We start from the raw sequence: 14,453 nt of genomic DNA on the forward strand, positions 1-14,453 counted from the left end.
CCGTCGGTCCGTGAGTGCGCGCCGAGGCGCCGCTGGGGCTGCGGTACGCGGCCCGGGCGCGCACCGGTGACCGCTGCTCGCGGTCAGGCGGGTGACGGCGCGGATGGGCTCGGCTGCAGGTCGGCGGGCCGGGCGTCTGGCGCTGCGGGCCCCGAGGTCTCAGGGTGTGCCCATGGGCAAGCTCATCGCCGTCGTCGTCCTGGTCGTCGTGCTGGCCATCGTCTTCCGCGCCTGGCAGCAACGGCAGAAGGCCACCCCACCGGCGCGCCGGGGCTCCGGAGCCGCTGACGCCGGCACCGGCGGTGCGGTCGGCTACACGGGGTACAGCGACCCCGTCCCCGACCGGGGCCACGGCGGGCACGGCGGACACCACGGGCACGACGGCGGGTACGACGGCGGTGCCGGCAGCGACGGCGGTACCGGCAGTGACGGCGGCGGAGGAGGCGGCTCCGACGGCGGTGGCGGAGGCGGTGGCGGCGGCTCCGACTGATCAGCCGCCCGGCGCGACCAGCTTCGCCAACCGGGCTCGCAGCGCCGCCGAGCGGTGCGCGTTGCCGTGCAGCTCCACGTACCGCTGGCCGAACCCGGCCAGCAGGGCGTCGTCGAGCCGGCGGACCGCACCCGGCGGGTACTTGTAGCCCATCCGGGCCGCGATCGAGGAGTCGTCCTCCGCGGCGCGCAGCACGTCACCCAGCTCCACCAGCGAGGTGACGCCCAGCTCCAGCAGCAGCCCGGATATCCAGTCGTAGTGGTCCGGGCGTGACCAGTCGGCGTCGGCGTACTGCCCGGCCAGGAAGGCGGCCAGCTCGCGCGGGGCGATCCGCGGGTCGTCGGGGTCGACGTCGTCGTCCTCGGCGGCGGGCACCGGGGCACGCAGCCGCTCGCGGATCGCGGTGAACTCCTGGTCGGCCAGCTCCAGCAGCCCGGCGGCCAGGGTGAACCGACGGTCGAACTCCGAGGCGTGCTCGGCGGGCACCGTGCCCTTGTAGCGGATGTCGTGCTCGAACTCGGCCCACGCGTGCTGCAGCACCGTGCGCACCTGGACCTGCACGCGGCGGTCGCGCAGCGCCGGCCACTCCTCGGCGCGCGCCGGGTCCACCGCGATCTGGAGGTGCCGGCTGGCGTAGCCGAACCGGCCCTCCCGCGCCGTCTGCGAGCCCAGGTCGCGGTCGTCGAGGACCACCACCTGGTCGCCCAGCAGCTCCGCGACCACCACGACGTCGGACTGCACGTAGGTGATCACCCGGACGCCGATGGCGTCGCCGATCTCGGCCAGCGGGTCGGAGTACAGCCGCACCCCGTCGACTTCGCGCACCGCCTTCTCCGCGAACGAGGCGACCGTCTTGGCCCGGCCGGTCACCGACAGGTAGTTGATGCCGGCCTCGTCGAGCAGGCTGCTCACCAGGGCCAGCGCCGCCTCGGCCGCCGTCACGGTCTCGGGCCAGGAGTCCGCGTAGGCCTGGATCGCCTGCTGCACCGGGTCCAGCACGGGTGCCGGGGCCTTCGCCAGCGGCGTGAGGTCCGAGGGGAGCGTGGGGGTCACGATCGCCCCCGTCGTCGCGTCCCCGTAGGTGGTGACGTCGTCCGGACGGCGGACCGCGATCCACCCCACGTAGGCGCAGACGACCGCGTCGACCTGGTCCTCCACCACCCGCAGCTGCGACTTCTTGGTCGCGGCCACCACCTGCGCGCGCAGGTCGGCGAACAGCGGCCCCAGGGTCAGCTCGGCGACCGCGGACAGGTGGTCCATCAGCACCAGCAGCTCGGCCTGCAGCTGCGGGAACTCCCGACCCGGCTTGTTCTTGTACTTCAGGGTCTTGCCCAGCCGGAACAGCGCGACGGTGGCCGCGTGCGGGTAGACCTCGATGCCGCGCCGCTCCCGGCCCGAGCGGGGGTCCAGGTCCAGCCGCAGCCGCTTGCCCAGCCGGCCGCCGCGGGTGTCGCCGTCGGTGAACTCCGGCTTGCCCTGGTTCGTCGGGTGCGCCCCGGCCTGGAACTTCGCGAAGTCCAGGTTCAGCGCCTTCTCCGCGCCCCGGTTGCCGGTCGCGTTGGTCACCAGCAGCGGGGCGTCGATCGCCACGATGCAGGGGCCGGCGGTGAACGGGGCGAGGGCGGCCTCGATCTGCTCGTCGGTGCGGACGGCGGAGACGTGCACCAGCGCCCCGGCGTCGTCGAGCACCGCCAGGCCGGTCGGTGACTTGAGTCCCCAGGCGAGGTCGATCCCGATGTGCTGCACGGGGGACAGCCTGCCTTGCCCGTCCGACAGACCCGTCCCGCCGCACAGCAGCACTCTGCATGTGGCGCTGCTGGATGCAGGCGTGAGCGTGTCGATGACCATCCGCGACGTGCCCGACGAGACCCGCGACGAGCTGGCCGCCCGTGCTGCTCGCGCGGGTCAGTCGCTGCAGGAGTACGTCCGAGCCCAGTCGACGGCCTTGGCCCAGCGCCCGACCCCGGAGGACTTCTGGTCCCGCGTCCAGGACCGGGTCGAGTCGACCGGGTCGCGGTTGTCCGCCAGCGACGTCCTCGATGCCCGGGACGCCGACCGCCGGTGACGGTCGTCGTCGATCCGTCGGTGGTGGTCGCGGCCCTCGTGGACGACGGGAACGACGGGCGGTGGGCCCGTGCGGGACTCCTGGACCAGCAGCTGACGGCCCCGGCGCACCTCGTCGTCGAGGTGTCCGCCGTCCTGCGCCGGGCCGTGCTCTCCCAGCGCATCAGCCCGGAGGTGGGGGCTCTCGCGCACCGCGACCTGGTCCGGTCGCCGCTCACCACGTTCCCGTTCGAGCCGTTGGCCGCGCGGGTCTGGCAGCTGCACCCCTCGGTCACCTCCTACGACGCGGCGTTCGTCGCCCTCGCCGAGGCGCTGGATGCCCCGCTGTGGACCTTGGACCACCGACTGACCCGTGCGAGCGGCCCGCGCTGCGTGTTCCGGGCCCCACCGACGGCGGGCCAGGCACACTGAGTCCTCTGCACCACGAGGACGGGGACACGTGAGCGAGCCGGACGAGACCGCACCGATCCACCGGGTGTCGCCGTCGGGACGCGTGCCGCAGTGGGTGCTCGACGAGGCCGCCGGCCGCGAACCGGTCGGCGTCACCGGGCGGGACTGGTTCGTGGAGGAGCTGCCGCCCCCGCCGCGCAAGCGCCGCCGGGGCCGGGTCGTCCTCGGTCTGGTCACGCTGGCCGCCGTCGTCGCCGGGGTCGTGTACCTGCCCGAGCTGGCCGACCGCAGTCCCGAGATCCCGCAGGCCGCCGCCGAGGTGCCGGCCGTCGTCGCGGCGCCCAGCGGGTTCCCGACCCCCGGCGTCGGCGCCTCCGACCAGCCGCTGGGCTCTCCGCCGCCGGCCCCCGAGGACCCCGGCGCGTTCGGGTTCATCGAGCTGCAGGCCGACAGCAGCAGCCCGGTCGCCTACGACCCGTGCCGCCCGGTCGACGTCGTCCTCAGCCTGGACGGCGCGCCGGAGGGCGCGGAGGCCATGGTCACCGACGCCCTGGCCCGGCTGTCGGAGGTCACCGGCCTGCAGTTCGACTACGAGGGCACCACCGCCGAGGTGCCCGTCGAGGGCCGCGGCGTCTTCCAGCCCGACGTCTACGGCGACCGGTGGGCACCGGTGCTCATCGGCTGGCGCACCCCGGACCAGCAGCCCGCCCTCGCCGGTCAGGTCGCGGGTCTCGGCGGCAGCGCGTGGGCCTCGCCGTCGGTCGACGGGACGAAGGTCTACGTCAGCGGCAACGTCACCCTGGACGGGCCCGAGTTCGCCGACCTGGTGACCTCCGAGCGCGGCTCGGGGGTCGCCCGGTCGATCCTGCTGCACGAGCTGGGCCACGTCGTCGGGCTGCAGCACGTCTGGGACACCGACCAGCTGATGTACGCCACCACCGACGGGTCGGTCCTCGACTTCGCCGACGGCGACCTGGCCGGGCTGGCCCGGCTCGGCGCGGGGGAATGCGTCCCCGACCTCTGAGCCTGGGTCACTGCAGGCAGAACTCGTTGCCCTCCGGGTCGCGCAGCACCACCCAGTAGCCCCCGGGCTCCGCGCCCGGGCCGACGAGCTCCGCGCCCAGCTCGACCAGCTCCGCGGCCCGCGCGTCGACCCGGCGCTGCCGTTCCTCCAGCGGGACGCCGCGGCCACCGCCGACGGTGACGTCCAGGTGCACCCGGTTCTTCGCCGCCTTGCCCTCGGGGACCTTCTGGAACAGCAGGCGTGCGCCGACGCCGTCCGGGTCCACGACCGACCAGGCCGAGTCCCACTGGGACTCCGGCACGCCCACCGAGGTCAGGAACGCCGGCCACGACTCGTGCCCGTCGGGCGGGGGCTGGTCGACGTAGCCCAGCACCGCACCCCAGAAGCGGCCCAGCCGCAACGGGTCCTCGGCGTCGAAGGTCACCTGGAAGGCGTTGGCCATCTCTCGTCCTCTCTGGTCACGGACCGGTCAGCACGACGCGGTTGCCGTCGGGGTCGCTCAGCTGCAGCAGTCGGGACGACGTCGCCCGGGTCGGTCCGCCGTGCTCGACGCCCGCCGCGGTGAGCGCCTCGGCGAGGGCGTCCAGGTCGTCGACGGCCAGCGTCACGCCGGAGCGGCCGGCCCGGTCGGGCTCGGCGAACACCTGCACGCCACCGGAGTCCAGGTGCCACTCGAGCAGGCCCGCCATCGGGCGGGCGTCGGGGGCGCGGCCGAAGAGCGCGGCGTACCAGTCCTCGGCGCGGGCCAGGTCGGTGACGACGAGGCTGGCCAGGGCGTGCGTGACGGTCATCGGGGCCTCCTGCGGGGTGGGCGTTGCGGGTAGGACTGCCGTGTGCGGCCGGACTCATCGGCGGACCCGCGACCCGGCCCAGCCGATCCCGGCCAGCACCACCAGCTGCAGCAGGTAACCCAGTGCCGCGAGCGGCAGCACCTGAGACACCACGATGCCCACGATCCCCGCGACCGGTGCCCAGCGCGGTGTGGTCCGGGACAGCAACACCCCGACCAGCCCGACGAGGCCGCCGACGCCGATGGCGACCTGTGAACCGACGATCGCCGGGGCCAGCAGGTCCAGCCGGCCGTTGAGCGTGCTCACCCACGCCCGTCCCTCGGCCTCGCCGAACAGGGTGGGGTCGACGGCGTGCGCGAAGGGCAGCGCCTCTGCCGTGATCGCCAGGGAGAAGACAGTCCCGCCGAGGCCGACCAGCAGTGCGCCGGCCAGCGTCAGAGCGGACCCGTGGCCACGGCCGAGCAGCACCAGGAAGACCGCCGTCGCCACGAACGACACCAGGTAGCCCGGCCCGCCCAGGTACAGGTTCAGCGGCCAGTAGGCGCCGTCCATCGCGATCAGGTCGTCGTAGCGCAGTGAGCCGTCGAAGGGCGGTTCGGTCAGCGTGAACACCAGTCGCGCCACCAGGGAGAGCACGAGCAGGCCGAAGAGGACCAGCAGCGCGGCCGGGGGACGACGGTGGTCGGTGGTCGGGGGAGTCAGGACGCTCGCGGACACGGGGGCCTCCAGGGGCACGTCGGGACGGGGTGTCCACCGTCGCCAGCGCCGCCTCCCGACGCATCGGCCTCAGCACCTATTCCGCGAACGCCCTGCTCAGCGTCCCGTGGACAACCAGATGCGCGCGGCCTGCACCCGCCGGTTGCCGGCGCCGTCCGGGCGCAGGTCGAGCTTGGTGAACACCGAGCGCAGGTGCGCGTCGACGGTCCGCTCGGAGATCACCAGGGTCGCGGCGATGCCCGCGTTGCTCGCACCCTCGGCGAGCAGCCCGAGCACCTCGCTCTCCCGCGGGGTCAGCCCGGGCACCTGGACCGGCCCCGCATCCGGCTCGTCCGCGGGCTGGGCCGCCGGTTCCGGCAGCCGGGTGAGGGCACCGGCGAGCCGGTCCGCGACGGCCCACGCGACGCCTGCGCACACCAGCGTCACGACGGCGACGACGAGCGCGGTCGCCGTCGGACCCAGGGCGACCGCCGGTGCCGCGAGCAGCGTGCCGACCCCGAGCACCACCAGCACGGCCGACCCCAGCCCGGTCGCCCGGACCACCAGCAGCAGGGTGCGGGCCGGCACGTCGGGACGGCGGGCGAGCACCGCGCACCCGCAGGCGAACGTGCAGCCGCCGGCCAGCGCGACGAGGAAGGCGACCGACCCGAGCTCCGGGTCGATCGCGCCCGGGTCCCGGGCCACGGCGAGCAGCAGGCAGAACACCACGGTCAGCGGCGCCGCCGACGCCCCGGCCGCCGCCACCCCGAACGCAGCCCGGGACGGCCCCGTCGACGACCTGGCGGCCCGGCCCAGCCGCACCGGGAGCAGCAGCAGGGCCGCCAGGCCGGCCACCGTCAGCGCATCCCCGACCGGGGCCAGCGCGCTGCGCCACGCCTCGGGCGCCACCGTCGGCAGCCCGGCGAACGGGTCGCCGGCCGAGGTCAGCAGCACGGCGGCCAGCACCGCCGCGGCCAGCACACCGGTCAGCAGCCGGGCGTCCCACGCAGCACCGGCGCGACGGCGCACCGCAGCGGCCACGGTCAGCTGCGCGGCGCCCAGCGGCGGGATCCATGCGGCGTTCCAGACGGCGACGGCGAACGCACCGCCACCGGAGCGCGCTGCGAGCACCGCCCACACCGAGGCAGCCAGGTAGAGCACCAGCCAGCCGGCCAACCCCGCGGCCGCCCGAGAGCCGACCGAGGCAGCGGCCACCGCGGCAGCGCCCAGCGCGAGCACCCCGACCGGGGCGGTAGCGAACCCACCGTCGCCGGCCGCGTGCAGCGCCGTCGCCGACGCCACCCCGACGACGGCGGCCCCGGCCACCACCGGCCGGACCCCGAGGCGGCGGACCGCGCCCACGGCCGTCGTCACGGCTGGACCCCGGCAGCGAGCACGCCCCGAGCCTGCTCGGCCCGCCGGCCGGCGGCAAGGGCCTGGTGGTGGACGCGGTCCGGTGCGTGTCGTGGCCGCACCCGGTCCGTCCGGCGACGCAGGATCGGACATCCCCGTCCGCCCACCCCGGGAGTCCCATGCCGTCCCGCGGCCTGCTCGCCACCGCCGCCGCCCTCGTCGCGCTGACCACCGGCGGTTGTGCCGTCCTGGACCAGCCCGCCGCCGCGCAGGACACGACGGCGGCGCCCGACGCCTCGGCCGCCGTCCCGTCCGCCGCCGTCCCGCCGGTCACTGTCGACGCCGCGCCCGGCAGCGCGCTCGCCGCGCTGGCGACCATCCCGGTGAAGGGCCGCGCGCCGCAGACCGGCTACGACCGCGACCGGTTCGGGGCCGGCTGGGTCGACACCGACCGCAACGGCTGCGACACCCGCAACGACGTGCTGGCCCGCGACCTGGTGGAGGAGACGTTCAAGCCCGGCACCCGGGACTGCGTCGTGCTCACCGGGACCCTGGCCGACCCCTACTCCGGCACCACGATCACCTTCACCCGCGGGGAGGGCACCAGCGAGCTGGTGCAGATCGACCACGTCGTCGCGCTGTCCAACGGCTGGCAGACCGGCGCGCAGGGCTGGGACGACGACACCCGCGCCGCGTTCGCCAACGACCCGCTCAACCTGCTCGCCGTCGACGGCCCGCTCAACCAGCAGAAGGGCGACGGCGACGCCGCCACCTGGCTGCCCCCGGACCGCGGCTACCGCTGCGACTACGTGGCCCGCCAGGTCGCGGTCAAGGCCGGGTACGGGCTCTGGACCACACAGGCCGAGCACGACGCGATGGCCCGGGTCCTGGGTGAGTGCCCCGACCAGCCGCTGCCCGGCTCGTCGACGGTCCCTGTCGACACCGGTGCTCCGGCTCCGGCTCCGGCTCCGAGTCCGGCTCCGGCGGGGGAGTACGCCGACTGCGCCGCCGTCCGGGCGGCCGGTGCGGCACCCCTGCGGGTCGGTGAGCCGGGCTACCGCACCGACATGGACGGCGACGGCGACGGCCTCGCCTGCGAGTGACCGGGAGGTGTCCGGCAGGTGGCGATGAGACGCCCGTTACTCTCGTCGGCCCACGGGAGACCACCGACTGAGGAGCAGGGATGGCGAAGACCGCGACCAAGAAGTCCGGCAAGAAGGCCGAGTCGAAGCTGAAGTCCAAGGCCAAGGAGGCCAAGGTGAAGCTGAAGGCGAAGAAGGCCAAGGCCAAGGCGAAGTCGAAGGCCAAGAAGAAGTAGTCGCCTCCGGCCCCGCCCGCAGCTGCGGGCGGGGCCGCGCTCGTCTCAGCCGGCCAGTGAGCGGAGCACGGCCTGTGCGGTCGCCGGCGGCAGGTCCATCGGGGCGTCGTCGCTGAGGCTGGGGACGACGTCCGCCGGCCCGGGGACGTGGCAGGCCAGGAACCAGGTCGCCGCGGCCGAGGCCTCGGTGGTCGAGAGGTCGTGCGGGGTCTCCCAGCGGTCCACCGACGGCGGGAAGTGCACCGCCACCTCCGGCGGGACGGTGATGCCGTTGACGCTCACGCCCCAGCCCGAGAACGACTTCCGCGTCGCCCGCATGTGCATGACCCCCACGTGCGGGGCGTTGCGCGCCGGCGGGGTGAGGAACAGCCACGCCTCGGCCCCGTGCGTCTCGCAGACCGTCATCGCGTCGCGCAGTCGGGCCTGGAACGGTGCCCAGGCCGCCGGCACCGGGGGCAGGTCGAGTGCGGCGCGGGGTGTGCGGCTGAAGAGGCCCATGCCCCCACGCTAGGGAGCGGGTTCCACCGGCGGCCGGTCCGGGGGCAGGCCCTGGGCTGCGCGCACCCGGGCCCGCGTGGTCAGCAGCAGCTCGGCCTCGCCGTCGACCACGTCGAAGTCCGTGGACAGCTCCAGGCGGGCCAGCCCGATCGCCGTCCAGCGCGCCGCCTGGTCCAGGTCGCCGGCGGTCTCGAAGACCCCGGCCATCGCCGAGCAGGTCGCGATCGGCGGCTTCGCCCGGCGCAGCTCGTCGGCCACCTCGCGGGCCTCCGCGGTCCGCTCGGAGGCCAGCAGCACCGCCGCCATGGAGCAGCGCGCGTCCGGCACGGTCGGGCCGGCCTCCAGCGCGCGCCGGAAGACGGCGAGTGCGGCGTCGGTGTCCCCGGCCAGGTCCAGGTGCCACCCGGCGTCGACGAGCAGCTCCGCGGGGGTGACCTCGTCGTCCGGGTGCGGGTCGGCGGCCCAGCCCAGCACGGTCTCGGCGAGCGCCCGGTGGCCCTCGGGGGAGTGGTGACCGCCGGCGGCCTCGACGTCGTCCTGGCTCAGTGGTCCACGCACACGCCGACAGTAGGCGGGGTGACCCTCGTCCCCTCCCGGCCAGGGGTCACCCGTTCTGTCACACGCGCGTGGCACGCTCCTCGCCGTGTCAGCCCGCGCACCGCACCCCAAACCCCGCCCGCTGGCCCCGCCGGGACCGCAGGACGCGGTCGAGCCGCGCAGCGCCGAGCACGCCCGGCTCGCCGAGTCCACCGACATGAACGCGCCGTGGCGCATGTGGGGCCCCTACCTGGCCGGCCGCCAGTGGGGCACCGTCCGCGAGGACTACTCCGAGGACGGCGACGCCTGGGCCGGCTTCCCCTTCGACCACGCCGTCGCCCGCGCCTACCGCTGGGGCGAGGACGGGCTGGGCGGGTTCTGCGACCGCTACGGGTTCCTCAACTTCTCCGTCGCGATGTGGAACGGCAAGGACCCGATCCTCAAGGAGCGGCTGTTCGGCCTGACCAACGACGAGGGCAACCACGGCGAGGACGCCAAGGAGCACTGGTGGGCCGTCGACGGCACCCCCACACACTCCTGGGTGCAGTGGCTCTACCGCTACCCGCAGGCCGAGTACCCCTACGCCAAGCTGCGCGAGGAGAACGAGAAGCGGTCCCGGATGGAGCGCGAGTACGAGCTGTCCGACACCGGCGTGCTCGACGAGGACCGCTTCTTCGACGTCCAGGTCACCTACGCCAAGGCAGCCCCGGACGACGTCTGCATCACCGTCACCGCCACCAACCACGGCCCGGACCCGGCGCCGCTGCACCTGCTGCCGCAGGTCTGGTTCCGCAACACCTGGTCCTGGGGCGGGGACAAGCGCCAGGGCCACCTGACCCAGCTGCTCGCGCCCACCCTGACGGCGTCCGGGCTGGAGGCCGTGGAGGCCGAGCACGGCTTCCTGGGCAGGTACGTCCTGGCAGCCGAGGGTTCCCCGAAGGTGCTGTGCTGCGACAACGAGACCGACTCGGTGCGGCTGTTCGGCGACCGGCGCAACGCCAGCAAGTACCCCAAGGACGGCATCAACCGCCGCGTCGTGCACGGCGACAAGTCCGCGATCAACCCCAGCGACTCGGGCACCAAGGCCGCGTTCTGGTACCAGTGGGACGCCGTCGCCCCCGGCGAGACGGTCACCGTCAAGCTGCGGCTGACCACCGAGGAGCCCGTCGACGGAATGTTCGACGGCGGCTTCGACGAGGTGATGACCTCCCGGCGCACCGAGGCCGACGACTTCTACCGCTCGGTCATCCACCCGGGGCTGTCCGCCGACGACACCCACGTCGCGCGCCGCGCCTACGCCGGGCTGCTGTGGACCAAGCAGCTGTACCGCTTCGACGTCTCCCAGTGGCTCGACGGCGACCCCGACGTCCCCGCGCCCGCCGGCCGGGCCGCCAAGGGGCGCCGCAACACGACCTGGCGGCACCTGGCCCTCGCCGACGTCATCTCGATGCCCGACGAGTGGGAGTACCCGTGGTTCGCCGCCTGGGACACCGCCTTCCACACCATCCCGCTGGCGCACGTCGACCCCGACTTCGCCAAGGAACAGCTCGTGCTGATGTGCCGTGAGTGGGCCATGCACCCCAACGGCCAGCTGCCGGCCTACGAGTGGGCCTTCGGCGACGTCAACCCGCCGGTGCACGCCTGGGCCGCCTGGCACGTCTACCGGATCGACGGCTACCGGGACCGCGAGTTCCTGGTCCGGGTGTTCACCAAGCTGCTGCTGAACTTCTCCTGGTGGGTCAACCGCAAGGACGCCGACGGCTCCAACGTCTTCGAGGGCGGCTTCCTCGGGATGGACAACATCGCGCTGTTCGACCGGTCCGCGCCACTGCCGCCGGGGTACCGGCTGGAGCAGTCCGACGCGACCAGCTGGATGGCGTTCTACTGCCAGCAGATGTTCAAGATCGCGCTGGAGCTGTCCCGCTACGACAAGGCGTGGGACGGCACCGCCACCAAGTTCCTCGAGCACTTCCTGTCCATCGCCGAGGCGATGAACGCGTTCGGCTCGCACGAGGTGTCGCTGTGGGACGAGGAGGACGGCTTCTTCTACGACGTCCTGGTCGCCCCCGACGGCACACCGCAGCCGATGCGGGTGCGTTCGATGGTCGGGCTGCTGCCGATCCTCGGGGTGACCGAGGTGCCGCACTGGATCACCCAGGAGGTCCCCGACGTCACCGAGCGGTTGCGCTGGCTGCAGCGCCGCCGTCCCGAGCTGGTGGCGCCGCTGCGCAGCCGGTCGGCGCCCGAGGGCCGCAAGATGATCCTGTCGCTGGTCGACCGGGACCGCCTCGAGCGGATCCTCACCCGGATGTTCGACACCGAGGAGTTCCTCTCGCCCTTCGGCATCCGGTCGCTGTCCAAGTCCACCGGTGAGGTCATCGCCCGGGTCGGTGGCCGGGACGCGCGCATCGAGTACGAGCCGGGGGAGTCCCGCACCGCGCTGTTCGGCGGCAACTCCAACTGGCGCGGCCCGGTCTGGTTCCCGGTGAACGTGCTGCTGGCGGACAAGCTGCGCACCCTGGGCCGGCACTACGGCGACTCGTTCACCATCGAGCTGCCCACCGGGTCGGGGAACCGCTGCACCCTCGTCGACGCCGCCGACCTCATCGACAACGGGCTCACCGCGCTCTTCCGCCCCGTCGACGGCAAGCGCCCCGCCGACGGTGACCGCATCGAGTCCTCGGACTCCCCGCTGTGGTCCCAGCACCCCACGTTCAGCGAGTTCTTCGACGGCGACACCGGCGAGGGCCTGGGCGCCACCCACCAGACCGGCTGGACCGCGCTGGTGGCACACCTGCTCAACCCGCGGCTGCCCCCGGACCCGCGCTGGTCCTGAGGCATCCTCCCGCCGTCCAGGCCGACTGCCGCGCTGCAGCGTGACAACGCGCCTGGACGGCGGGACCCTGCCCTCGTCGTCGCCCGGCGGGAAGCAGCCGGGCACCCCGGGGGTTGCCGGGGACGTGCCCACGTCTGACGCGCCCCTGGCCAAGCTCGGCTTCCTCACCATCGGCACCTTCGACGGTGCCGACCCGGCGCCGGGGATGGAGGCGCTGCTGACCCAGATCCAGCTGGGCGAGGAGCTCGGGTTCGACAGCGCGTGGCTGCGGCACCGGCACCTGCAGTACGGCGTCTCCAGCCCGGTGGCGATCATGGCCGCGGCGTCGCAGCGGACGTCGCGGATCGAGCTGGGCACCGCCGTCACCCCGCTGGCGTGGGAGAACCCGCTGCGGCTGGCCGAGGACCTCGCCACCGTCGACCTGCTGTCCGGTGGCCGGATCAACCCCGGCATCAGCGTGAGCCAGCCGATGCGCTGGGACGACGTCAAGGACGCGCTCTACCCCGACACCGCCGACGTCGAGGACTTCACCCACGGCCGGGTCAGCCGCTTCCTGGACATGGTGGGCGGTGAGTCGGTGACGACGGAGGCCACCCAGGGCATCGAGGTGTTCTCCGGCCAGATCCAGCCGCACTCGCCCGGGCTGCGGGACCGGGTCTGGTACGGCGCGGGCAGCTTCCGGTCGGCGGCATGGGCGGCCGAGCAGAGGCTGAACCTGTTGACCTCCAGCGTCCTCACCGGCGCGACCGACGCCGACTTCGCCGGGGTCCAGGGCGCGCAGATCGCCGCCTACCGGGAGGCCTTCCCCGAGGGTCGGGTGTCCCAGGGGCTCGTCGTCATCCCGACCGACTCGGCCACCCCGGCGCAGCGGGAGAAGTACGAGGCCTACGCCGCTGCCCGGCTGCCCCGCACCCGGGAGCCGCAGGGCCCGGGCAAGCTGCTCTTCGCCCCCGACATCGTGGGCACCAGCGAGCAGATCGCCGAGCAGCTGCACGCCCACGCCGGCTTCCAGCAGGTCACCGAGGTGGCCTTCGCGCTGCCGTTCAGCTTCGAGCACGAGGACTACGTGCAGATCCTCACCGACATGGCCGGCCGGCTGGGCCCGGCGCTGGGCTGGTCGCCCACAGCCTGACTAGAGCAGCGACCGCAGCACCGCGGCGAAGGCCACCGGGTCGCCGCCCTGGTCGGGGTGGAAGCCGCCGTGCCCGCCGGGGAACACCTCCAGCGGCACGCCCAGCTCGGCGGCCACCGCCCGGGAGGTCCGGCCGGTCAGGGCCTCCCCGGACCACGCGCCGACCCCGATCCGCACCCGCTCGGTGGGCAGCGCCGCCGCGTCGACGCGGTGGGTGGGCACCGTCTCGATGCCCAGCACCATCCGGGTCATCGACCGCTGGTCGGCCTCCGACGGCGGGGCGGGCGGGGCGGCGTCGGGGGACGGCGCGGGCGGGGTGAAGCCGGCGACCACCATGAACGCACCCATCGCCGGGATGAGCCCCTGCTCCCGGTAGGTCGCCGCGACCCCGGCCAGCTGCTCGCGGACGGCGGCCGCGTCGGGCAGGTACCCGGTCAGCGGGGGCTCGTGCGCGACCACCGTCCGCACCCGCCCGGGGTGCCGGGAGGCCAGCACCAGCGCGGTGATCCCGCCGCCGCTGGAGCCGAAGACGTCGACCGGCTCGGACGTCACGGCCGCGATCACCCGGGACAGGTCGTCGGCCAGCACCTCGGGGTCCGGTGCCTGGGTGGGGTCGGCCATGGTGCTCTCCCCGGTGCCGCGCGGGTCGTGCAGCACGACCGTCCGGTCGGGGAACTGTGCGGCGAGGGCGTCGAACCCGCCGGAGGGCATCGGGTGGCCGATCATCACCAGCACGGGACCGGTGCCCCGCACCTCGTAGCTCAACGTCGCGCCGGGTGCGTCCAGGGTCTGCGTCATGCCCGGGAGACTGCCCGACCGGCCCGGACTCATCGGGCAGCATGGGCGCGTGCCGCCACGTCTGAGCTCCGGGGTCCTGCTGTACCGCCGCGCACCGGAGCTGCAGGTGCTGCTCGGGCACATGGGCGGCCCGTTCTGGGCGAGGAAGGACGAGCACGCCTGGTCGATCCCCAAGGGCGAGCACACCGCCGACGAGGACGCCGAGACCGCCGCCCGCCGCGAGTTCGCCGAGGAGACCGGCTCACCCGCACCGGCGGACCTGCTGCCGCTGGGTGTGGTGAAGGGGTCCAAGACGCTGACCGTCTTCGCCGCCGAGGGCGACCTGGACGCCGACGCCGTCCTCAGCAACACCTTCTCCCTGGAGTGGCCGCCGCGCTCGGGCCGGGTGCAGGAGTTCCCCGAGATCGACCGGGCCGCCTGGCTGGACCTGGACACCGCCCGCACCAAGCTCGTGAAGGGCCAGCTGGCCTTCCTGGACCGGCTGGTCGACGCCGTCGGGGGCTGACGCCGAGGTCGACCGCGTGCC

17 protein-coding genes are annotated in these 14,453 nt (G+C 74.3%); 9 read left to right on the plus strand and 8 right to left on the minus strand.

The genetic code is table 11. The features are described 5' to 3' along the window. Window positions 1-172: 172 nt before the first annotated feature. Window positions 173-490: a hypothetical protein gene (locus tag AC0IVP_RS00450; RefSeq protein ID WP_471753777.1), complete on the plus strand. Its 318-nt coding sequence runs from the start codon at window positions 173-175 to the stop codon at window positions 488-490. Here the strand turns inward: AC0IVP_RS00450 and AC0IVP_RS00455 are convergent, their stop codons facing one another. Further along, window positions 491-2,236, minus strand: coding sequence for a DUF429 domain-containing protein (locus tag AC0IVP_RS00455; protein WP_056291970.1), 1,746 nt, complete (start codon window positions 2,234-2,236; stop codon window positions 491-493). It abuts the gene before it with no gap. An 82-nt stretch (window positions 2,237-2,318) separates the two neighbouring features. Between AC0IVP_RS00455 and AC0IVP_RS00460 the strand changes: the two genes are divergently transcribed. The 3 genes from AC0IVP_RS00460 to AC0IVP_RS00470 are packed head-to-tail and all read left to right on the plus strand — an operon-like array spanning window position 2,319 to window position 3,968. After that, window positions 2,319-2,555 carry a FitA-like ribbon-helix-helix domain-containing protein gene (locus AC0IVP_RS00460; RefSeq protein WP_471753779.1) on the plus strand — a complete coding sequence of 79 codons (237 nt, stop codon included), beginning with the start codon at window positions 2,319-2,321 and terminating at the stop codon, window positions 2,553-2,555. Beyond that, a complete protein-coding gene (locus AC0IVP_RS00465) occupies window positions 2,552-2,965 on the plus strand; it encodes a type II toxin-antitoxin system VapC family toxin (protein WP_471753781.1) in 414 nt (137 codons plus the stop codon). The genes AC0IVP_RS00460 and AC0IVP_RS00465 overlap by 4 nt, the downstream gene beginning before the upstream one ends. Before the next feature lie 28 nt (window positions 2,966-2,993). Continuing rightward, window positions 2,994-3,968: a matrixin family metalloprotease gene (locus AC0IVP_RS00470; protein ID WP_471753783.1), complete on the plus strand. Its 975-nt coding sequence runs from the start codon at window positions 2,994-2,996 to the stop codon at window positions 3,966-3,968. Between the two features lie 7 nt (window positions 3,969-3,975). On the opposite strand, the gene AC0IVP_RS00475 is transcribed toward AC0IVP_RS00470, so the two are convergent. The 4 genes from AC0IVP_RS00475 to AC0IVP_RS00490 form a co-directional block, all read right to left on the minus strand. Then, on the minus strand, window positions 3,976-4,410 hold the full coding sequence (locus tag AC0IVP_RS00475; RefSeq protein ID WP_056291965.1) for a VOC family protein: 435 nt from the start codon (window positions 4,408-4,410) through the stop codon (window positions 3,976-3,978). A gap of 16 nt (window positions 4,411-4,426) precedes the next feature. Then, window positions 4,427-4,759 (minus strand): VOC family protein, encoded by a 333-nt coding sequence (locus AC0IVP_RS00480; protein WP_471753785.1) that lies wholly within the window; start codon window positions 4,757-4,759, stop codon window positions 4,427-4,429. 54 nt (window positions 4,760-4,813) lie between these two features. Then, window positions 4,814-5,476, minus strand: a complete 663-nt coding sequence (locus tag AC0IVP_RS00485) for a hypothetical protein (protein WP_471753787.1) — start codon at window positions 5,474-5,476, stop codon at window positions 4,814-4,816. Between the two features lie 96 nt (window positions 5,477-5,572). Continuing rightward, window positions 5,573-6,829, minus strand: coding sequence for a helix-turn-helix transcriptional regulator (locus tag AC0IVP_RS00490; protein ID WP_471753789.1), 1,257 nt, complete (start codon window positions 6,827-6,829; stop codon window positions 5,573-5,575). Between the two features lie 158 nt (window positions 6,830-6,987). Between AC0IVP_RS00490 and AC0IVP_RS00495 the strand changes: the two genes are divergently transcribed. After that, on the plus strand, window positions 6,988-7,911 hold the full coding sequence (locus tag AC0IVP_RS00495) for a GmrSD restriction endonuclease domain-containing protein (protein ID WP_471753791.1): 924 nt from the start codon (window positions 6,988-6,990) through the stop codon (window positions 7,909-7,911). 80 nt (window positions 7,912-7,991) lie between these two features. Beyond that, the gene (locus AC0IVP_RS00500; RefSeq protein WP_255352968.1) at window positions 7,992-8,126 is read left to right on the plus strand and encodes a hypothetical protein; all 135 of its coding nucleotides are present in this window, start codon (window positions 7,992-7,994) and stop codon (window positions 8,124-8,126) included. A 45-nt stretch (window positions 8,127-8,171) separates the two neighbouring features. On the opposite strand, the gene AC0IVP_RS00505 is transcribed toward AC0IVP_RS00500, so the two are convergent. Beyond that, the gene (locus tag AC0IVP_RS00505; RefSeq protein ID WP_471753793.1) at window positions 8,172-8,624 is read right to left on the minus strand and encodes a hypothetical protein; all 453 of its coding nucleotides are present in this window, start codon (window positions 8,622-8,624) and stop codon (window positions 8,172-8,174) included. Between the two features lie 9 nt (window positions 8,625-8,633). Next, window positions 8,634-9,182, minus strand: a complete 549-nt coding sequence (locus tag AC0IVP_RS00510) for a tetratricopeptide repeat protein (protein ID WP_471753795.1) — start codon at window positions 9,180-9,182, stop codon at window positions 8,634-8,636. 85 nt (window positions 9,183-9,267) lie between these two features. Between AC0IVP_RS00510 and AC0IVP_RS00515 the strand changes: the two genes are divergently transcribed. Further along, window positions 9,268-11,997: an MGH1-like glycoside hydrolase domain-containing protein gene (locus AC0IVP_RS00515; RefSeq protein ID WP_200938773.1), complete on the plus strand. Its 2,730-nt coding sequence runs from the start codon at window positions 9,268-9,270 to the stop codon at window positions 11,995-11,997. 124 nt (window positions 11,998-12,121) lie between these two features. Further along, window positions 12,122-13,129 (plus strand): LLM class flavin-dependent oxidoreductase, encoded by a 1,008-nt coding sequence (locus AC0IVP_RS00520; RefSeq protein WP_471753797.1) that lies wholly within the window; start codon window positions 12,122-12,124, stop codon window positions 13,127-13,129. Here the strand turns inward: AC0IVP_RS00520 and AC0IVP_RS00525 are convergent, their stop codons facing one another. Then, the gene (locus AC0IVP_RS00525) at window positions 13,130-13,927 is read right to left on the minus strand and encodes an alpha/beta fold hydrolase (RefSeq protein WP_471753799.1); all 798 of its coding nucleotides are present in this window, start codon (window positions 13,925-13,927) and stop codon (window positions 13,130-13,132) included. Between the two features lie 49 nt (window positions 13,928-13,976). Here AC0IVP_RS00525 and AC0IVP_RS00530 point away from each other — a divergent pair, with 49 nt between their 5' ends. Beyond that, the gene (locus tag AC0IVP_RS00530; RefSeq protein WP_162245539.1) at window positions 13,977-14,432 is read left to right on the plus strand and encodes an NUDIX hydrolase; all 456 of its coding nucleotides are present in this window, start codon (window positions 13,977-13,979) and stop codon (window positions 14,430-14,432) included. Window positions 14,433-14,453: the final 21 nt, after the last annotated feature.

It is taken from the genome of Klenkia sp. AC732, from assembly GCF_979256525.1.